The 19,853-nt window shown below is 66.5% G+C and carries 15 protein-coding genes, 3 rRNA genes and 1 pseudogene; 7 read left to right on the plus strand and 12 right to left on the minus strand.

Annotation, left to right across the window (positions count from 1 at the left end; all coding sequences use genetic code 11):
• Positions 1–46: 46 nt before the first annotated feature.
• From OG788_RS12215 to OG788_RS12235, 5 genes and pseudogenes are all read right to left on the minus strand, one after another.
• Positions 47–1,012: pseudogene (locus OG788_RS12215) on the minus strand (hypothetical protein); the annotation flags it as partial.
• A 521-nt stretch (positions 1,013–1,533) separates the two neighbouring features.
• Positions 1,534–1,650 (minus strand): 5S ribosomal RNA (gene rrf, locus OG788_RS12220).
• Between the two features lie 136 nt (positions 1,651–1,786).
• Positions 1,787–4,909 (minus strand): 23S ribosomal RNA (locus OG788_RS12225).
• 315 nt (positions 4,910–5,224) lie between these two features.
• Positions 5,225–6,750 (minus strand): 16S ribosomal RNA (locus tag OG788_RS12230).
• The 16S, 23S and 5S rRNA genes sit together here, the layout of an rRNA operon.
• Positions 6,751–7,386: 636 nt before the next feature.
• Positions 7,387–8,028, minus strand: a complete 642-nt coding sequence (locus OG788_RS12235; RefSeq protein WP_406370677.1) for a DNA-3-methyladenine glycosylase — start codon at positions 8,026–8,028, stop codon at positions 7,387–7,389.
• 217 nt (positions 8,029–8,245) lie between these two features.
• Between OG788_RS12235 and OG788_RS12240 the strand changes: the two genes are divergently transcribed.
• The 3 genes from OG788_RS12240 (at position 8,246) to OG788_RS12250 (ending at position 10,261) form a co-directional block, all read left to right on the plus strand.
• Complete coding sequence (locus OG788_RS12240; RefSeq protein ID WP_351556255.1) at positions 8,246–9,031, plus strand: sporulation protein; 786 nt, start codon at positions 8,246–8,248, stop codon at positions 9,029–9,031.
• 39 nt (positions 9,032–9,070) lie between these two features.
• Entirely contained in the window at positions 9,071–9,610 is a 540-nt protein-coding gene (locus OG788_RS12245) for a YbhB/YbcL family Raf kinase inhibitor-like protein (protein ID WP_406370679.1), read from the plus strand.
• A 144-nt stretch (positions 9,611–9,754) separates the two neighbouring features.
• Entirely contained in the window at positions 9,755–10,261 is a 507-nt protein-coding gene (locus OG788_RS12250) for an HNH endonuclease (RefSeq protein ID WP_351556249.1), read from the plus strand.
• A 64-nt stretch (positions 10,262–10,325) separates the two neighbouring features.
• Here the strand turns inward: OG788_RS12250 and OG788_RS12255 are convergent, their stop codons facing one another.
• The 3 genes from OG788_RS12255 to OG788_RS12265 form a co-directional block, all read right to left on the minus strand.
• The gene (locus OG788_RS12255; protein ID WP_328668065.1) at positions 10,326–11,285 is read right to left on the minus strand and encodes an SPFH domain-containing protein; all 960 of its coding nucleotides are present in this window, start codon (positions 11,283–11,285) and stop codon (positions 10,326–10,328) included.
• 130 nt (positions 11,286–11,415) lie between these two features.
• Positions 11,416–11,850, minus strand: coding sequence for an NfeD family protein (locus OG788_RS12260; RefSeq protein WP_351556244.1), 435 nt, complete (start codon positions 11,848–11,850; stop codon positions 11,416–11,418).
• A gap of 97 nt (positions 11,851–11,947) precedes the next feature.
• Positions 11,948–12,739, minus strand: a complete 792-nt coding sequence (locus OG788_RS12265; protein WP_266757144.1) for an ABC transporter ATP-binding protein — start codon at positions 12,737–12,739, stop codon at positions 11,948–11,950.
• A gap of 121 nt (positions 12,740–12,860) precedes the next feature.
• Here OG788_RS12265 and OG788_RS12270 point away from each other — a divergent pair, with 121 nt between their 5' ends.
• A complete protein-coding gene (locus OG788_RS12270) occupies positions 12,861–13,649 on the plus strand; it encodes a hypothetical protein (protein WP_406370682.1) in 789 nt (262 codons plus the stop codon).
• A gap of 323 nt (positions 13,650–13,972) precedes the next feature.
• Here OG788_RS12270 and OG788_RS12275 read toward each other — a convergent pair whose 3' ends face one another.
• The 4 genes from OG788_RS12275 to OG788_RS12290 form a co-directional block, all read right to left on the minus strand.
• Positions 13,973–14,212 carry a chaplin gene (locus tag OG788_RS12275; RefSeq protein ID WP_351556237.1) on the minus strand — a complete coding sequence of 80 codons (240 nt, stop codon included), beginning with the start codon at positions 14,210–14,212 and terminating at the stop codon, positions 13,973–13,975.
• A gap of 198 nt (positions 14,213–14,410) precedes the next feature.
• Entirely contained in the window at positions 14,411–14,656 is a 246-nt protein-coding gene (locus OG788_RS12280; RefSeq protein ID WP_351556234.1) for a chaplin, read from the minus strand.
• A gap of 242 nt (positions 14,657–14,898) precedes the next feature.
• Positions 14,899–15,540 (minus strand): response regulator transcription factor, encoded by a 642-nt coding sequence (locus OG788_RS12285; RefSeq protein WP_266757150.1) that lies wholly within the window; start codon positions 15,538–15,540, stop codon positions 14,899–14,901.
• On the minus strand, positions 15,533–16,711 hold the full coding sequence (locus OG788_RS12290) for a GAF domain-containing sensor histidine kinase (RefSeq protein WP_406370684.1): 1,179 nt from the start codon (positions 16,709–16,711) through the stop codon (positions 15,533–15,535). Before OG788_RS12290 ends, OG788_RS12285 begins: the two co-directional genes overlap by 8 nt.
• Positions 16,712–16,898: 187 nt before the next feature.
• Between OG788_RS12290 and OG788_RS12295 the strand changes: the two genes are divergently transcribed.
• The 3 genes from OG788_RS12295 (at position 16,899) to OG788_RS12305 (ending at position 19,790) form a co-directional block, all read left to right on the plus strand.
• Positions 16,899–17,594 (plus strand): SDR family NAD(P)-dependent oxidoreductase, encoded by a 696-nt coding sequence (locus OG788_RS12295; RefSeq protein ID WP_351556228.1) that lies wholly within the window; start codon positions 16,899–16,901, stop codon positions 17,592–17,594.
• Positions 17,591–18,718 carry an S-adenosylmethionine:tRNA ribosyltransferase-isomerase gene (locus tag OG788_RS12300; protein ID WP_406370686.1) on the plus strand — a complete coding sequence of 376 codons (1,128 nt, stop codon included), beginning with the start codon at positions 17,591–17,593 and terminating at the stop codon, positions 18,716–18,718. Before OG788_RS12295 ends, OG788_RS12300 begins: the two co-directional genes overlap by 4 nt.
• A 292-nt stretch (positions 18,719–19,010) precedes the next feature.
• The gene (locus OG788_RS12305) at positions 19,011–19,790 is read left to right on the plus strand and encodes a transglycosylase SLT domain-containing protein (RefSeq protein WP_406370688.1); all 780 of its coding nucleotides are present in this window, start codon (positions 19,011–19,013) and stop codon (positions 19,788–19,790) included.
• Positions 19,791–19,853 lie beyond the last annotated feature (63 nt).

The following is a 19,853-nucleotide window of genomic DNA, read 5'->3' on the forward strand; positions in this document are numbered from 1 at the left end:
GGGGTCCACCGCGGCCACGGTCGTCGTGTCCTCGGTCGTCACGGCCACGGAAGCCGCCGCCACCGCCGCCACCACGGTTGTCGTCACGGCGGAAGGGCGGACGGTCGCCGTCCCTGCGCTCGTCACGACGGAAGTCGCCACCGGCACGGTTGTCGTCACGGCGGAACCCACCGCGGTCGTCATCGCGACGCGGGGTGCTCGGCCGGTCGTCACGACGGAAACCGCCACGATCGTCGCCGCCACGCTCGTCACGACGGAACCCGCCGCCACTGCCTCCACCACTGCGGTTGTCATCGCGACGGAACCCGCCGCGGTCACCGGCACCGCTACCGCGGTCGTCGCGACGGAAGCCACCGCCGCTGCCGCCACCACGGTTGTCATCACGGCGGAAACCGCCACGGTCGTCATCGCGACGCGGGCTGCTGGGCCGGTCGTCACGACGGAACCCGCCGCCACTGCCGCCACCACGGCTGTCGTCGCGACGGAACCCGCCACCACTACCGCCACCACGATTGTCGTCACGGCGGAAACCGCCACGGTCGTCATCGCGACGCGGGCTGCTGGGCCGGTCGTCACGACGGAACCCGCCGCCACTGCCGCCACCACGGCTGTCATCACGACGGAAACCGCCGCGGTCACCACCGCTGCTACCACGGTCGTCACGGCGGAACCCGCCGCGGTCGTCATCGCGACGCGGGGTGCTGGGCCGGTCGTCACGACGGAAACCGCCGCCGCTGCCGCCACCACGGCTGTCGTCGCGACGGAACCCGCCACCACTACCGCCACCACGATTGTCGTCACGGCGGAAACCGCCACGGTCGTCATCGCGACGCGGGCTGCTGGGCCGGTCGTCACGACGGAAGCCACCGCCACTGCCACCACCACGGTTGTCATCACGACGGAAACCGCCGCGGTCACCACCGCTGCTACCACGGTCGTCGCGACGGAACCCGCCACCACTACCGCCACCACGATTGTCGTCACGGCGGAAACCGCCACGGTCGTCGTCACGGCGTGGGCTGCTGGGCCGGTCGTCACGGTTGAAGGCCGGCCGGTCTCCGTCCCGGCGGAAGCCACGGTCGCGGTCATCGCGACGCGGGCCGGTCGGACGGTCGTCACGACGCGGTCCTCCGGTCGGACGGTCGTCACGACGGAACGGCGGGCGGCTGCCACTGCCGCCGCCACGGTTGTCGTCACGGCGGAAGCCGCCACCGCCACCGCGGTTGTCATCACGGCGGCTGTTGTCATCACGACGGAAGCCACCGCGGTCACCGCCGCGATCGTCACGCCGGCCGGAGCCGCCGCGGTCGTTGTCTCGGCGCGGGCCCCCGCGGTTGTCACCGCGGTCACCACTGTCACGACGGCGCTGGTCGCGCTCCGGTCGCTCGTCGGGAGAGTTGGTGGACATGGTGACTCCTGTCATCGGTACCGCAAGTCATTCTCGCGCAGCCGGGTACCCGGCGCGCTTCGGAAAAACAAAAAAAGGACCCCTGGTTCCAGCGAGTCGCTGGGACCAGGGGTCCTCCAAAGATTGTTCGGCGGCGTCCTACTCTCCCACAGGGTCCCCCCTGCAGTACCATCGGCGCTGTGAGGCTTAGCTTCCGGGTTCGGAATGTAACCGGGCGTTTCCCTCACGCTATGACCACCGAAACCCTGTCAGACACCTCGCCAAAAGCGAGGCCTCGAACGGGCAGCGAACAAGCACACTTTTCAATTAATTAAGTGGAACTGTTCAGCCAGCACAACCGTTCGTTGTCTGGGAACTACACAGTGGACGCGAGCAACTGAGGACAAGCCCTCGGCCTATTAGTACCAGTCACCTCCAGCGGTTGCCCGCCTTCCAGATCTGGCCTATCAACCCAGTCGTCTACTGGGAGCCTTAACCCCTCAAGGGGGTGGGAATACTCATCTCGAAGCAGGCTTCCCGCTTAGATGCTTTCAGCGGTTATCCCTCCCGAACGTAGCCAACCAGCCATGCCCTTGGCAGGACAACTGGCACACCAGAGGTTCGTCCGTCCCGGTCCTCTCGTACTAGGGACAGCCCTTCTCAATATTCCTACGCGCACAGCGGATAGGGACCGAACTGTCTCACGACGTTCTAAACCCAGCTCGCGTACCGCTTTAATGGGCGAACAGCCCAACCCTTGGGACCGACTCCAGCCCCAGGATGCGACGAGCCGACATCGAGGTGCCAAACCATCCCGTCGATATGGACTCTTGGGGAAGATCAGCCTGTTATCCCCGGGGTACCTTTTATCCGTTGAGCGACGGCGCTTCCACAAGCCACCGCCGGATCACTAGTCCCGACTTTCGTCCCTGCTCGACCCGTCGGTCTCACAGTCAAGCTCCCTTGTGCACTTACACTCAACACCTGATTACCAACCAGGCTGAGGGAACCTTTGGGCGCCTCCGTTACTCTTTAGGAGGCAACCGCCCCAGTTAAACTACCCATCAGACACTGTCCCTGATCCGGATCACGGACCCAGGTTAGACATCCAGCACGACCAGAGTGGTATTTCAACGGCGACTCCACCATGGCTGGCGCCATGACTTCACAGTCTCCCACCTATCCTACACAAGCCGAACCGAACACCAATATCAAACTGTAGTAAAGGTCCCGGGGTCTTTCCGTCCTGCTGCGCGAAACGAGCATCTTTACTCGTAGTGCAATTTCACCGGGCCTATGGTTGAGACAGTCGAGAAGTCGTTACGCCATTCGTGCAGGTCGGAACTTACCCGACAAGGAATTTCGCTACCTTAGGATGGTTATAGTTACCACCGCCGTTTACTGGCGCTTAAGTTCTCAGCTTCGCCACCCCGAAGAGTGACTAACCGGTCCCCTTAACGTTCCAGCACCGGGCAGGCGTCAGTCCGTATACATCGCCTTACGGCTTCGCACGGACCTGTGTTTTTAGTAAACAGTCGCTTCTCGCTGGTCTCTGCGGCCACCCCCAGCTCACCGAGTAAATCGGATCACCAGTGATGGCCCCCCTTCTCCCGAAGTTACGGGGGCATTTTGCCGAGTTCCTTAACCATAGTTCACCCGAACGCCTCGGTATTCTCTACCTGACCACCTGAGTCGGTTTAGGGTACGGGCCGCCATGAAACTCGCTAGAGGCTTTTCTCGACAGCATAGGATCATCCACTTCACCACAATCGGCTCGGCATCAGGTCTCAGCCTTAATGTATGACGGATTTGCCTATCACACGGCCTACACCCTTACCCCGGGACAACCACCGCCCGGGATGGACTACCTTCCTGCGTCACCCCATCACTCACCTACTGCAGGTCTGGTCCGTCGGCTCCACCACTCCCCTTTGCCCGAAGGCTCCGGGGCGGCTTCACGGACTTAGCATCGCCTGGTTCAATGTTTGACGCTTCACAGCGGGTACCGGAATATCAACCGGTTATCCATCGACTACGCCTGTCGGCCTCGCCTTAGGTCCCGACTTACCCTGGGCAGATCAGCTTGACCCAGGAACCCTTAGTCAATCGGCGCACACGTTTCTCACGTGTGTATCGCTACTCATGCCTGCATTCTCACTCGTGAACCGTCCACCACTGCCTTCCGGCGCGGCTTCACCCGGCACACGACGCTCCCCTACCCATCACAGCGGGCGTTGGCCCTATTGCTGCAATGACACGACTTCGGCGGTACGCTTGAGCCCCGCTACATTGTCGGCGCGGAATCACTAGACCAGTGAGCTATTACGCACTCTTTCAAGGGTGGCTGCTTCTAAGCCAACCTCCTGGTTGTCTGTGCGACTCCACATCCTTTCCCACTTAGCGTACGCTTAGGGGCCTTAGTCGATGCTCTGGGCTGTTTCCCTCTCGACCATGGAGCTTATCCCCCACAGTCTCACTGCCGCGCTCTCACTTACCGGCATTCGGAGTTTGGCTAAGGTCAGTAACCCGGTAGGGCCCATCGCCTATCCAGTGCTCTACCTCCGGCAAGAAACACACGACGCTGCACCTAAATGCATTTCGGGGAGAACCAGCTATCACGGAGTTTGATTGGCCTTTCACCCCTAACCACAGGTCATCCCCCAGGTTTTCAACCCTGGTGGGTTCGGTCCTCCACGACCTCTTACAGCCGCTTCAACCTGCCCATGGCTAGATCACTCCGCTTCGGGTCTTGAGCGCGCTACTGAATCGCCCTATTCGGACTCGCTTTCGCTACGGCTTCCCCACACGGGTTAACCTCGCAACGCACCGCAAACTCGCAGGCTCATTCTTCAAAAGGCACGCAGTCACGACGCATTGAGTAAACTCAATGCGCGACGCTCCCACGGCTTGTAGGCACACGGTTTCAGGTACTATTTCACTCCGCTCCCGCGGTACTTTTCACCATTCCCTCACGGTACTATCCGCTATCGGTCACCAGGGAATATTTAGGCTTAGCGGGTGGTCCCGCCAGATTCACACGGGATTTCTCGGGCCCCGTGCTACTTGGGTGTCTCTCAAACGAGCCGTTGATGTTTCGACTACGGGGGTCTTACCCTCTACGCCGGACCTTTCGCATGTCCTTCGCCTACATCAACGGTTTCTGACTCGCCTCACAGCCGGCAGACTGTGAAAGAGAGATCCCACAACCCCTTGCATGCAACCCCTGCCGGGTCTCACACATACAAGGTTTGGCCTCATCCGGTTTCGCTCGCCACTACTCCCGGAATCACGGTTGTTTTCTCTTCCTGCGGGTACTGAGATGTTTCACTTCCCCGCGTTCCCTCCACACTGCCTATGTGTTCAGCAGTGGGTGACAGCCCATGACGACTGCCGGGTTTCCCCATTCGGAAACCCCCGGATCAAAGCCTGGTTGACGGCTCCCCGGGGACTATCGTGGCCTCCCACGTCCTTCATCGGTTCCTGGTGCCAAGGCATCCACCGTGCGCCCTTAAAAACTTGGCCACAGATGCTCGCGTCCACTGTGCAGTTCTCAAACAACGACCAACCACCCATCACCCCCGGTTTCCACCGGAGTGCACTGGGGCCGGCACTGAAGGCAGCCAACATTCGGCCGTACCTTCAGACACCCAACAGCGTGCCCGACACCCTCGCCACTCATGATCAGCTTTCCACGCTCCGAAGAACAGTACTTGCAGCCCGAGATGACTGAGAGTGCCGAATAATCAACGTTCCACCCATGAGCAACCACCGTCGAACGTGTGCCGACGTAATGGCCCTGGACCACCAAGCGAACTCGGCGGCCTAGATGCTCCTTAGAAAGGAGGTGATCCAGCCGCACCTTCCGGTACGGCTACCTTGTTACGACTTCGTCCCAATCGCCAGTCCCACCTTCGACAGCTCCCTCCCACAAGGGGTTGGGCCACCGGCTTCGGGTGTTACCGACTTTCGTGACGTGACGGGCGGTGTGTACAAGGCCCGGGAACGTATTCACCGCAGCAATGCTGATCTGCGATTACTAGCAACTCCGACTTCATGGGGTCGAGTTGCAGACCCCAATCCGAACTGAGACAGGCTTTTTGAGATTCGCTCCGCCTCGCGGCTTCGCAGCTCTTTGTACCTGCCATTGTAGCACGTGTGCAGCCCAAGACATAAGGGGCATGATGACTTGACGTCGTCCCCACCTTCCTCCGAGTTGACCCCGGCAGTCTCCTGTGAGTCCCCATCACCCCGAAGGGCATGCTGGCAACACAGAACAAGGGTTGCGCTCGTTGCGGGACTTAACCCAACATCTCACGACACGAGCTGACGACAGCCATGCACCACCTGTACACCGACCACAAGGGGGGCACTATCTCTAATGCTTTCCGGTGTATGTCAAGCCTTGGTAAGGTTCTTCGCGTTGCGTCGAATTAAGCCACATGCTCCGCTGCTTGTGCGGGCCCCCGTCAATTCCTTTGAGTTTTAGCCTTGCGGCCGTACTCCCCAGGCGGGGAACTTAATGCGTTAGCTGCGGCACCGACGACGTGGAATGTCGCCAACACCTAGTTCCCACCGTTTACGGCGTGGACTACCAGGGTATCTAATCCTGTTCGCTCCCCACGCTTTCGCTCCTCAGCGTCAGTAATGGCCCAGAGATCCGCCTTCGCCACCGGTGTTCCTCCTGATATCTGCGCATTTCACCGCTACACCAGGAATTCCGATCTCCCCTACCACACTCTAGCCTGCCCGTATCGACTGCAGACCCGGGGTTAAGCCCCGGGCTTTCACAACCGACGTGACAAGCCGCCTACGAGCTCTTTACGCCCAATAATTCCGGACAACGCTTGCGCCCTACGTATTACCGCGGCTGCTGGCACGTAGTTAGCCGGCGCTTCTTCTGCAGGTACCGTCACTTTCGCTTCTTCCCTGCTGAAAGAGGTTTACAACCCGAAGGCCGTCATCCCTCACGCGGCGTCGCTGCATCAGGCTTTCGCCCATTGTGCAATATTCCCCACTGCTGCCTCCCGTAGGAGTCTGGGCCGTGTCTCAGTCCCAGTGTGGCCGGTCGCCCTCTCAGGCCGGCTACCCGTCGTCGCCTTGGTGAGCCACTACCTCACCAACAAGCTGATAGGCCGCGGGCTCATCCTTCACCGCCGGAGCTTTTAACCCCCGCCCATGCAGGCAGGAGTGTTATCCGGTATTAGACCCCGTTTCCAGGGCTTGTCCCAGAGTGAAGGGCAGATTGCCCACGTGTTACTCACCCGTTCGCCACTAATCCACCCCGAAGGGCTTCATCGTTCGACTTGCATGTGTTAAGCACGCCGCCAGCGTTCGTCCTGAGCCAGGATCAAACTCTCCGTGAATGTTTACCGGTAATCCGGTGAAACATCATGAGAGCGGAACAACCGGTCGGAATAGGACCGGCGTTCACAGCGTCCTCGCTGATGCGCCTGCCCCCAAGGGGACAGGACTTTTTCAAAGGAACCTCGTCCCGACCGATCGGCCGGAGACGGGGTATCAACATATCTGGCGTTGATTTTTGGCACGCTGTTGAGTTCTCAAGGAACGGACGCTTCCTTTGTACTCACCCTCTCGGGCTTTCCTCCGGGCGCTTCCCTTCGGTCTTGCGTTTCCGACTCTATCAGACCGTTTCCGTATCCGATTTCCTCGGTGCTTTCCAGGTTCCCGCTTTCGCGTTTCCCTTTCCGGCGAGTCCGACTCTATCAGATCCTTTCGGGCCTGACTCCCAGTCAGCGGGGTTGTCTTCGGGCCTTTAGCGCTTTCGCGTTTCGCGGCCTTTCGACATTCACTACGTTAGCCGATTCCCTCGGCGACTCATAATCGAGTTCCGCGGGTTCGAATTCAGGCATGCAGGCACGCCGAATAAGCCCCCGCTGCGGGGAAGTGGTAGGTAGTGGGTTGGTCGCTCTCGGCTGCTGGCTGAACGCCGTAACCGGTTCAAGCGGCTCGGGCTACATTACGGATCCCCCAGGGGCGCGTCAAGTTGAGCGGCGGCGGGGCGCATGGGCTCGATAGGGGCTCACGGTGGGGTCGTTGGCGGTCCAGAAACGCCAGGGGTGGACGCCTCCGTCGCCGGAGACTCCGGTGCGTGGTCCGTTGCGTACCTGGTCGGAGGGGACAGGCGTACCCCTGAGCAGGGTCAGCGGCGAGCCGTGGGGGCCGCAGGCGTCCGCGCCGTCGAGCGACCGGTCCACCCCGAGTGCCGTCGCGAGGCGTGCCGGCCCTTTGGCCAGTTCCTTGTCGTTTCGGGCCGAGAGTCGACGTTTGCGGGCGAGGTCAGCGCCCTCGATGACCTCGCCCGCCCGGAGCAGGACCCCGCTGGGCCTGCCTTCCGGACCGCACACCAGGTTCATGCAGTGCCACATGCCGTAGGTGAAGTAGACGTACACATGACCGGGCGGGCCGAACATCACGCCGTTGCGGGCCGTGCGGCCGCGGTAGGCGTGCGAGCCGGGGTCGTCGGGACCGTCGTAGGCCTCGACCTCTGTGAGGCGCAGTTCGATCGGACCGTCCGGGGTGACGCGTACGAGGACGCGTCCCAGGAGGTCGGGGGCGACGTCCAGCACGGGGCGGTCGAAGAAGTCCCGCGTCAGGGGCGTACGGTCAGGGGCCGCGATCATGGCGTACGAGCGTAGTCCAGTCGTCCCGCCGCTGCGGAGGAGTCCGGAGCGGTACGAAGCAGTCCGGACGGATGCTTGTCGGCGGGGTGGTCAGGCGTCCTCTCCCTTGTAAGGGTGAGGACGCGGAACCGGTCGGGGCCGGATCGCGTTTGTAGGGATCAAGGGATCCTGACAGACACAGGACGGAACAGGCGTTGCCTGGGGAGGAAGTGACGACATGGGGTTCAAGCGGCTGCTTGCGAGCATGGGGGCCGGTGGGGCTTCGGTCGAGACGGTGCTGACCGAGGCCAACACCGTTCCGGGCGGCGTCGTCCAGGGTGAGGTGCGGATCCAGGGCGGCTCGGTCAACCAGTCGATCGAGGGGCTGTCGGTCGGCCTGCAGGCCAAGGTCGAGGTCGAGGGACACGACGACCAGGAGTACAAGCAGGACATCGAGTTCACGAAGCTGCGGCTCGGCGGGGCCTTCGAGCTGCAGGCCGGTGCCGTGCACTCGGTCCCGTTCGGGCTCGAGATTCCGTGGGAGACGCCGATCACCACGATCGACGGGCAGAGCCTGCGGGGCATGCACATCGGGGTGACCACCGAGCTGGAGATCGCCCGCGCGATCGACTCGGGTGACCTCGACCCGATCAACGTGCACCCGCTGCCGGCGCAGAAGGCGATTCTCGACGCCTTCATCCAGCTGGGCTTCCGCTTCAAGAACGCGGACATGGAGCGCGGCCAGATCCGGGGCACGCGTCAGCGGCTGCCGTTCTACCAGGAGATCGAGTTCTACCCGCCGTCGCAGTACCGCGGGCTGAACCAGGTGGAGCTGAGCTTCGTCGCGGACGACCGTGCGATGGACGTCATCCTGGAGATGGACAAGAAGCCGGGCCTCTTCAGCGAGGGCAGCGACTCGTTCCGTTCCTTCCAGGTGGGTCTGCACGACTACCAGGGCACGGACTGGGCCGCCTACCTGAACCAGTGGCTGTCGGAGGTCGGCAGCAAGCGCAGCTGGTTCTAGGCTCGGAGCAGAGATTCCGCCGTTCCAGGAGGTACTGACGTGACCGAGCTCAAGAGGCCGCCGCTCCCGCACGACTTCCATCCGCCGGTGCCGGCGTTCACGGTCACCAGTGAGGACGTCGAGCCGGGCGCGGTACTGAAGGACGCTCAGGTCCACGCGGCCGGGAACACCTCCCCGCAGCTGAGCTGGGAGGGTTTCCCGCCGGAGACCAGGAGCTTCGCCGTGACGTGCTTCGATCCGGACGCTCCTACGGGCAGCGGATTCTGGCACTGGGTCGTGTTCGACATCCCGGCCTCGGTGACGGAGCTGCCGACGGGCGCGGGCAGCGGCAAGTTCGAGGGTCTGCCCGAGGGGGCCGTCCAGGTGCGCAACGACTACGGGTCCCGGGACTTCGGCGGCGCCGCGCCGCCGGCCGGTGATCCCGCGCACCGGTACGTCTTCACGGTGTACGCCGTGGATCAGGAGAAGCTCGGCCCCGACGCCGATGTCTCTCCCGCCGTGGCCGGCTTCAATCTGCGGTTCCACACGCTGGCGCGCGCCCAGCTGATCGGCGAGTACGCGGCTCCCGCGGAAGACTGACGTTCACAGAACGTTTGCCCGCCTCTGGTCTTGGAAGTGATCAGGGGCGGGCATTTTTTATTGCGTTGTCCATCTCGGCGTGCCCGGCCAAAGTTGATCCCAGCCCGCCGATGGGTGGGCCGGTGCGCATAGGAGGTGGGCTGGATGCGGGACACGCTGGTACTGAACGCGAGCTTTGAGCCGCTGTCGACGGTGACGTTGAACCGAGCCGTCGTTCTGGTGCTGCAGGACAAGGCCGTCGTCGAGCAGGCCCACCCCGAACTGCGCATGCGCGGAGCCGCCCTGGACATACCCGTGCCCCGGGTGATCAGGCTCTGCCGCTACGTCCGGGTGCCGTTTCGAAGACAAGCGCCGTGGTCGAGGCGGGGGGTGCTGGTGCGTGACCGGCACCGGTGCGCCTACTGCGGGCGCCGGGCCACGACCGTGGACCACGTGGTCCCGCGTGCCCAGGGCGGTCAGGACTCATGGCTGAACACGGTGGCCTCCTGCGCGGAGGACAATCACCGTAAGGCGGACCGTACTCCGGAGCAGGCTCAAATGCCGTTGCTGCGGGAGCCGTTCGAGCCGACGCCCGCGGACGCCATGCTGCTGGCCCTCGGCCAGGACGACTTCGACGCGCTGCCGGAGTGGCTGGCCCAGCCGGCCGCGTAGCCCGTACGACGATGGGGCCCACCTCCCCCGGGAGGTGGGCCCCATCGTCGTAGCGTCGTGCGCGTCAGTCCGTGATGGACGGCTTCTCGCGGCGCTCGCTGCTGCCGCCGGAATCCCCGGAGGAGCCCCGGTTGCCCGAACCCCCGCCCAGGTTGCCGAAGTTACCCATGGCTCCGCTCAGGCCCTTGAGCGCGTCGCCGATCTCGCTGGGCACGATCCAGAGCTTGTTGGCGTCGCCCTCGGCGATCTTCGGGAGCATCTGGAGGTACTGGTAGGAGAGGAGCTTCTGGTCCGGGTCTCCGGCGTGGATGGCCTCGAAGACCGTACGGACGGCCTGGGCCTCACCCTCGGCGCGCAGGGCCGCGGCCTTGGCCTCACCCTCGGCGCGGAGGATCGCGGACTGCTTCTCGCCCTCGGCGGTGAGGATCTGCGACTGCCGGATGCCTTCCGCGGTGAGGATCGCGGCGCGCTTGTCGCGGTCGGCGCGCATCTGCTTCTCCATCGAGTCCTGGATGGAGGTGGGCGGTTCGATCGCCTTGAGTTCGACGCGGTTGACGCGGATGCCCCACTTGCCGGTGGCCTCGTCGAGGACTCCGCGCAGGGCCGCGTTGATCTCCTCGCGGGAGGTCAGGGTCCGCTCCAGGTCCATGCCGCCGATGATGTTGCGGAGCGTGGTGACGGTGAGTTGCTCGATCGCCTGGATGTAGCTGGCGACCTCGTACGTCGCGGCTCGTGCGTCGGTGACCTGGTAGTAGATGACGGTGTCGATGTTGACGACCAGGTTGTCCTGGGTGATCACCGGCTGCGGGGGGAACGGGACGACCTGTTCACGCAGGTCGATGCGGTTGCGGATCGAGTCTATGAACGGGACGACGATGTTGAGGCCGGCGTTCAGTGTCCGCGTGTAGCGGCCGAAGCGTTCGACGATGGCCGCGCTGGCCTGTGGGATGACCTGGATGGTCTTGATCAGGGCGATGAAGACCAACACCACCAGAATGATCAGGACGATGATGATCGGTTCCATCGATGCTCCCCGTACCCTTCTCCACTCGGTAATTCCGAAAGATCTTATGGCAGTTGAAGATCTTGCTGGACGAGTGTGACAGAACGTCGTCTGCCACGTGGGGCGTTCGGTTCACTTGCGTTGTACGAGGTCACATGACGATCGCCGTGGCTCCGTCGATATCCACGACGTCCACTTCCTGGCCCACCTCGTAGGCCTGTCCGGCGTCGAGGGAGCGCGCCGACCAGATCTCTCCGCCGAGCTTGATGCGACCGCCGCCCGAACTGTCCACGCGTTCCAGGACGATGGCCTGCTTTCCCTTCAACGCCTCTACGCCGGTGGCGAGTTGAGGGCGTTGCGCGCTGTGCCGGGCGGCGATGGGGCGTACGACGGCGATGAGCGCGACCGAAACGGCCACGAAGACCAGTACTTGAATGACGACACCGCCGCCGAGACCCGCGGCGACCGCGGCTGCTACGGCGCCCACGGAGAGCATGCCGAACTCCGGCATCGCGGTCACCACGAGCGGGATGCCGAGTCCGGCCGCGCCGATCAGCCACCACACCCATGCGTTGATGTCGTTCACATGGTCATGGTAGGACCGCGCTCCCCCGGCGGACAGAGCGCGCGATCAAGTCGGGTACGCCGGGTGAGGGGTGTGCGTCCGCGTGTGCCGTGGCCGTTCAGGCCATCGGCAGGCCCTGCGCGGTCCAGCGCTCGCCGACCTGCTCGACGACGAGCGGGAGGCCGAAGCAGAGGGAGAGGTTGCGCGAGGTGAGCTCGAGCTCGAGCGGGCCCGCGGCGAGCACCTTCCCCTGACGGATCATCAGGACGTGGGTGAAGCCGGGAGCGATCTCCTCGACATGGTGCGTGACCATGATCATGGAGGGGGCGATCGGGTCGCGGGCGAGACGGCCGAGCCGGCGCACGAGGTCCTCACGGCCGCCGAGGTCGAGGCCGGCCGCGGGCTCGTCGAGGAGCAGCAGCTCGGGGTCGGTCATCAGGGCGCGGGCGATCAGGGTGCGCTTGCGTTCGCCCTCGGAGAGGGTGCCGAACTTGCGCTCCAGGTAGTCGCTCATGCCGAGGCGGTCGAGGAAGGCGCGGGCGCGCTGCTCGTCGATGTCCTCGTAGTCCTCGTGCCACCCGGCGGTCATGCCGTACGCGGCGGTGAGGACCGTCTGCAGGACCGTCTGGCGCTTGGGGAGCTTCTCGGCCATCGCGATACCGGCGATGCCGATGCGCGGGCGCAGCTCGAAGACGTCGACCTGGCCGAGGGTCTCGCCGAGGATGGTGGCGGTGCCCGAGCTGGGGAAGAGGTAGCTGGAGGCGACGTTCAGGAGGGTCGTCTTCCCGGCGCCGTTGGGGCCGAGGATGACCCAGCGCTCCCCCTCCTTGACCGACCAGGAGACCTGGTCCACCAGAGCCCGGCCCTCGCGGACCACGGATACGTCCTCCAGCTCCAGTACATCGCTCATGAGCGCGTTGTCTCCCATTGCAGTCTCGGCCGTCGCTGACGTCTGTGGACGCAGCCCCCAGGGAAAACCTACGCCACCGGTCGGCCACACCGATCCATCGGCCGGTCCTTAGGGTGGGGGCATGCTCTCGGAACCACGCTCAGGACAACTGACCTCATGGGGAAATGCCCTATTGGCCGGATTTGTTTCTCCGGACGACGCCGTGCTCGCCATCGTCGGGGACGACGCGGTGCACCGGGTCGAGGGGTTGCCGGGCGAGTCGGGGCCCGTCGGGCTCACGCTCGCCCTCGGCCGGCTGCGCACGCTCGGGGTGACCGGGTTGCGGGTCGCGCTGCCCGCGCCGGGGCATCCGCTCGGGCTCAGCGGCCCGCCCGCGTTCAATGCGCGCGCGCTCGAAGCCGAGGAGGCCGTGGTCTGCCACGGCTCGGCGCTGGGGCTCGTGCCGGAGGTGTACGAGGCCGGGCCCGACGGTGATGTGCACGTCGAGGTCGTCTGGCGCTGTCTCGCCGTACGCGAGGCGCCGCCCGCCGATGTGCCCTCGCTCGGGGAGGCCGAGCGGGAGCTGGCGGAGGCCCTCCGCGAGGCCACGGAGGTGTTGGCGCGGCTGGACGTGGCCGGGTCGGGGCCGGTCGCGGAGGCGGCGATCGAGGCGTACCGGGCACGGGCGGAGCGGGGACGGGAGCTGCTGGCCCCCGGGTACCCACCGCGTGCGGTGCGTGTGTTGGAGCTGGCCCAGCGGGTCGGGACGCTGATTTCCGTCGCGCACGAGAGCGGGCACGGCGGGGCGGTGAGCGCGTCGGAGATGGCCGCTCGGGCCGAGGCCCTGCGGCCGGTGGAGCGGACGGCCCGGCGGGCGCAGGTGGCCGCGTACAACGCGTTCGTGGAGGAGCGCGAGCGCGGCGTGCGCTGAGCTCGGCCCGGCGCGGAGCGCGGATGCCCTGAGTGCCCCGGGTTCCGCAGGTGCGGGGCACTCGGGTACCCCGCCCGGTCGGGGACTTGCGCGGCTCGCGTCCCTGGGTGAGTCGGCCTCCGCGTGCCCAGGGGCTTCGGTCGCCCCGGCGCCTGGGGACCGCCGGGCCTCTGCTCGGTTCACGTGCCCGGACGTTCCGGTCGGCGATGGCGCCGGGCCCTGGGTGTCCGGACGCTCGGGGGCCTTCGGCGCATGGGCCTGTGCGACGCGGAAGGGCCCCGCGAAACGTTTCCGTTCGCGGGGCCCCTGTGGCTGGTGGTGGCTCAGTCGTTGACACCCGTGTTGCCGAACGCCGGGTTCAGGGCGCCGATGACGTTCACGCTGTTCCCGACGAGGTTCACGGGGATGTGGACCGGGACCTGGACGACGTTGCCCGAGCCGACGCCGGGCGACTTCACGGCCGCGCCCTCGGCACCCGCGTCGGCGACAGCGGCACCGGCGCCGGCGCCCGCGGCGATCCCGGCGACGGTGATGGCCAGGGCGGCCTTCTTGGCGATGTTCATGGGAAATGCTCCTCTTGCGGTGATGAATCCGACCCGGCCGCGGGTCGTACGCTGAGCAACGCCGGGAAGCCGGGAACGGCACGGGAAGGCCGTTCCGATTGCCCCGTGCGGTTCAGTCCGCCGATGAGCCGACAACCCGGCCGGCCTCCCGGGGAGTCCCCGAAAGGCCGGTGGTCGTGATCGTTCCGGTGGGGAACCTCAGTGGTTGAGGCCGAGGTTGCCGAAGGCCGGGTTCAGGAGGCCGATGACGTTCACGCTGTTGCCCACCGCGTTCACGGGGATGTGAACCGGAGCCTGGACGACGTTCCCGGAGACGACGCCCGGGGAGCCCGCGGCCTTGCCGCCCGCCCATGAGCCGTCGGTCGCCGACGCCATGCCCGCACCGGCGGCGACCAGGCCACCGGCCACCATCGCGACAGCTGTGACCTTCTTCAGGTTCTTCACTTCTGAAACCCCTCCTCGCGAACACCGCGGCAGATCGCCGCAGCGCACTGGAGAACGGCCGAGCCTCCCGGAGGATGCGCCATCCGGGTGACATACACACGACGGTATGAATCTCATCCCGGAGCGGAACCCTCCGAGTTGCCGCCCGGTCGCGCCGTCCCGCCCGAGCGCCGAGGGGGTACGCCGAAGCCTGCTCCCCAGCTGGGCGGCACCTCGGCGGCCCCTCGGCGGCCCCTCGGCGATCAGCCCGCGATCCCGTTACGGACGGCCCAGAGGGCGGCCTGGGTGCGGTCGGCGAGGTCGAGCTTCATCAGGATGTTCGAAACGTGGGTCTTCACCGTCTTCTCGGAGAGGACGAGGGCGCGGGCGATCTCCCGGTTGGAGCGGCCGTCCGCGATCAGGCCGAGCACCTCGCGCTCCCGCTCGGTGAGAGAACCACCTCTCCCCTGACCCGAGTTGGCCTCCTCCTGGGACAACAAGGCGCCCGCGACCTCGGGTTGGAGCAGGATGTGCCCGGCGTGGACCGAGCGGATGGCTCCGGCCAGCGCGTCGGGATCCACGTCCTTGTAGACGTAACCGGCGGCACCCGCGCGCAGAGCCGGCACCACCGTGCGCTGCTCGGTGAAGCTGGTGACGATCAGCACCCGTGCGGGGTTGGCGAGTTCACGGAGCTTGCGCAGCGCGTCGATGCCGTCCATCCCCGGCATCTTCACGTCCATGAGGACGACGTCGGGTTTCAGCTCCTCGGCGCGGGCGACTCCTTCCGCACCGTCGGACGCCTCTCCGACGACCTCGATGTCGTCCTGCACTTCGAGGAAGGTACGCAGGCCCCGGCGGACGACCTGGTGGTCGTCGACGAGCAGCACCTTGATTGCGTCAGCCACCAGGGACCTCCATCTCGATCATGGTGCCCTTTCCGGGCGCCGATTCCACGGTGAGTGTGCCGCCGACCCCGCTCGCCCGGTCCCGCATCGACACCAGGCCGAGGTGGCGGCCGGCGCTGCGTATCGCGGTGGGGTCGAAGCCGCTGCCGTCGTCGGTGACGCGCAGGACGGCGCCGGGGCCGCGTCGCTCCAGGATGACGGCGACGCGGGTGGCGCCGGAGTGCCGCAACGCGTTGTGCAGGGCCTCCTGGGAGACCCTCAGCATCGCCTCCTCCTGGGAGGCGGGCAGCGCCCGTACACCGTTGCTGGAGAAGGTGACGCGCGCGGTGTGGGCGCGGTCGAGGACCTGGATCTGGGTGCGCAGGGTGGCGACCAGGCCGTCCTCGTCGAGAGCCGTGGGGCGCAACTCGACGACGGCGGCGCGCAGTTCCTCGGTCGCCTCCGCGGCCAGGGCGGCCACCTGCTGGAGTTCGCCCTTCGCGCGGGAGGGGTCGCGGTCGACGAGGGTGGCGGCGGCCTGCGCGGTGAGGCGCAGGGAGAACAGCTTCTGGCTGACGGCGTCGTGCAGTTCGTGCGCGAGCCGGGAGCGCTCCTCGGCGATCGTGAGCTCGCGGCTGCGTTCGTAGAGCCGGGCGTTGGTCAGGGCGATCGCCGCGTGCTGGGCGAGGATGGTGAGGAGTTCCTCGTCGTCCTCGGTGAATCCACAGCCACCGGCCTTCCCGGGACCCGGGGGGTGTGGGTGGTGCTCCTCCGTGGGGCGCAGCTTGTTGGCGAGGAAGAGCGCGCCGATGATCTCGTCGCCGTCGCGGATGGGCAGGCCCAGGAAGTCGGACATGTCGGGGTGGGCCTCGGGCCAGCCCTCGAAGCGGGGGTCCTTGCGCACGTCCGCCAGGCGCTCGGGGCGGGCCTCGCGCAGCATCGCGGCGAGGATGCCGTGCTGGCGCGGGAGCGGTCCGATGGCCTTCCACTGGGCGTCGCTGACCCCGTCGACGACGAACTGGGCGAAGCCGCCGTGGTCGTCGGGCACACCGAGCGCCGCGTACTGCGCGTCCAGCAGCTCGCGGGCCGAAGCGACGATCGTCTTGAGGACGTCGCGCACTTCGAGGTGCCTGCTCATGGCCAGCAGCGCGGAGCTCACCGCGTACAGGCCGGACCGGGGTCCATGACTCATGACCCCAAACTACCGGCGGGGTGTGACAGCGCGTATCGGACCCGTGATGGCGCTCGCCCGGGCCATTGGGCCTAGGCCGAAGGACCCCTGATCATTGCGGCCCGCGCACGAGGCGCCCGGGCGGTCCCCGTTCCTACCGTGAGGACACCCGCCGGGAAGGCGGGCCAGGGACGAGGGGACGGATGTCATGCCGGTAGCGATCATCACGGGGGCCTCGAAGGGACTGGGGAGGGCGCTCGGCGCGGCTCTGGCGGAGCGCGGCTGGGATCTGGTGCTCGACGCCAGGACGGCCGGGGTGCTGGAGGAGACCGCGGTGGCCCTGTCCGCGTACGGGGGGCGTGTGGAGGCCCTGCCCGGGGACGTGACGGACGCCGGTCACCGTGCCGAGCTGGTGGCGGCGGCCCGGAAGCTGGGTGGTGTCGACCTCCTGGTGAACAACGCGAGCGCGCTGGGTGCCGAGCCGCTGGTGCGCCTGGAGGAGCTGGGTCTGGACGGGTTGCGGCGGGCCCTGGAGGTCAACGTGGTCGCCGCGCTGGGCCTGATCCAGGAGGCGCTGCCGCTGCTGCGGGCGGCCGGGGCGGGCACGGTGGTCGACATCAGCTCGGACGCCGCGGCGGAGGCGTACGAGACATGGGGCGGCTACGGCGCCTCGAAGGCCGCGCTCGACCATCTCTCGGCGGTTCTCGGTGAGGAGGAGCCCGGCCTGCGGGTCTGGGCCGTGGACCCCGGGGACATGGGCACGGACCTCTATACGGCGGCCGTACCGGAGGACGACGATCCGCGGCCGGCGCCGGACAGTGTGGTGCCGGCTTTTCTGCGCCTGCTGGAGGAACGGCCGGCCAGTGGGCGCTACGCGGCTCCGGCCCTGCTGGAGGGGCGATGACCACGGCGATGGGGGTTCCTCCGGTCGGGCGCGGCCGGGAGTGGGGAACGGTGCCGGAGGAGCTGTCGGCGCGGGTGCCCGCCGAGCAGCGCGGTCCGGGTCGCGACCGGGATTCCGTACGGCTGCTGGTGTCGCGCGGTACCGAGGTCTCCCATCACGCGTTCGTGGAGCTGCCCCGGCTGCTGAGGGCCGGTGATCTGCTGATCGTCAACACCTCGGCCACGCTGGCGGCGGCCGTGGACGGGCGGATCGGCCACGCGCGCGTGGTGGTCCATTTCTCCACGCGGGGCGACGACGGACGGTGGGCGGTCGAGCTGCGGGATCCCGACGGCACGGGGACCACGCGTGCGCGTGCGGGCGGACCCGCGGGGACAGTGGTGCGGCTGCCCGGGGACGTACACCTCGTCCTGGAGGAGCCGCTGACCGCGCGCAGTCCGCGGCTGTGGTGGGGGCGGGCTCCGGACGCGGACGTGCTGGGGATGCTGCGGCGGTACGGGCGGCCCATTCGCTACTCCTATACGGAACGGGACCAGCCGTTGTCCGTGTACCGGACGGTGTTCGCGCTGCCGTCGGACGACGGCGCGGGGAGCGCGGAGATGCCGAGCGCGGCGCGCCCCTTCACCGCGCGCCTGGTGGCGGAGCTGGTGAGCCGGGGTGTGCAGTTCGCGCCGATCACGCTGCACACGGGTGTCGCGTCGGCGGAGGCGCACGAGCCGCCGTATCCGGAGCGGTACGAGGTGCCGGAGGCGTCGGCCCGGATGATCAACGCGGCGCGGGCCGGCGGCGGCCGGATCGTCGCGGTCGGTACGACGGCCGTGCGGGCCGTGGAATCCGCGACCGGGTCCGACGGGCTGGTCCGGGCGGCGAAGGGCTGGACCGGGCTCGTGGTGACCCCGGAGCGCGGCGTACGGGCGGTCGACGGGCTGCTGACCGGGCTGCACGAGCCGGAGGCCTCGCATCTGCTGATGCTGGAGGCGATCGCCGGAGGGGCGGCGATCGACCGCGGGTACGAGGAGGCACTGCGCTTGCGCTACCTCTGGCACGAGTTCGGGGACGTGCACCTCATCCTCCCGGACGAGGAGCCTCACTCTGAGCATTGCTCTCGCAACTGCCGGTCAGAATGACCTGAGGCCCGTGTGAGCCCGCGCATAGGGTCCAGGTCACGTACGAAGGAGCATAGGAGATAAAAGGGACAAGGTGAGCAGGGAAGACGTGCCAGTCTGCCCCGATTTGCCCCTTCCGTGTCCACTACCTGGCTTCGTAGGTCACACCTTTGCCAGAGCATTTTGCGGCCGCTAAGAATTGCGTTGTCGCTCAGCGCCGCGGGTTCAACCCCGCGGCGTTTGTTCCGGAAACACACTGTCCCCCGCCGGGACGAAGAGCGACCTCCGCGCTATTCGAAGAGGTCTATCAGTCATGCCCAAGAACATCACCACTCCTGGACATACTCCGAAGCTGACCAAGCTTCACAAGCTCTCGATCGCCGGTGTGGCCACCCTCGGTGCCGCCGCCCTCGCGTTCTCCCTGGTACCGGGCAACTCCCAGACCACCACGGACGACGCCGCCGTCTCCTCGGCGAAGGTCGCCTACAGCGAGCAGCAGATCAAGGACGTCAAGGCCAGCGTCACCGACCAGCTGGCCGGCGCCGACCTGAAGGCCCAGGCGATCGCGGCGAAGAAGAAGGCCGCGGCCGACGCCGCAGCCGACGCCACGGCCGCCGCGAAGAAGAAGGCCGCAGACGCCGCGGCCGCGAAGAAGAAGGCGGCCGCCCAGGCCGCCGCGAAGAAGAAGGCCGCCGCGTCGCGTGCCAAGGCCGCTGCCGCGAGCCGCTCGACGCAGCGCATCAAGATCGAGACGGTCGCCGCGAAGACGTACGCGAACAACCTCGACGGCTGGATCCGCGAGTCCCTCGACATCATGAAGGCCAAGGGCATCCCCGGCACCTACCAGGGGCTGCACAAGAACATCATGCGTGAGTCCTCGGGCAACCCGATGGCCATCAACAACTGGGACATCAACGCCATCAACGGCATCCCGTCGAAGGGCCTGCTGCAGGTCATCCCGCCGACGTTCAAGGCGTACCACGTGGCCGGCACCTCGTGGGACATCTACAACCCGGTCGCCAACATCACCGCCGCCTGCAACTACGCCGCCGACAAGTACGGTTCCATGGACAACGTGAACAGCGCGTACTGAGGACTCAGCGCGGAGTTCCCCACAGACGCCGAAGGGCGGCACCCCGATCAGGGGTGCCGCCCT

It is taken from the genome of Streptomyces sp. NBC_00647 (assembly GCF_045207245.1).
Lineage (GTDB): Bacteria > Actinomycetota > Actinomycetes > Streptomycetales > Streptomycetaceae > Streptomyces.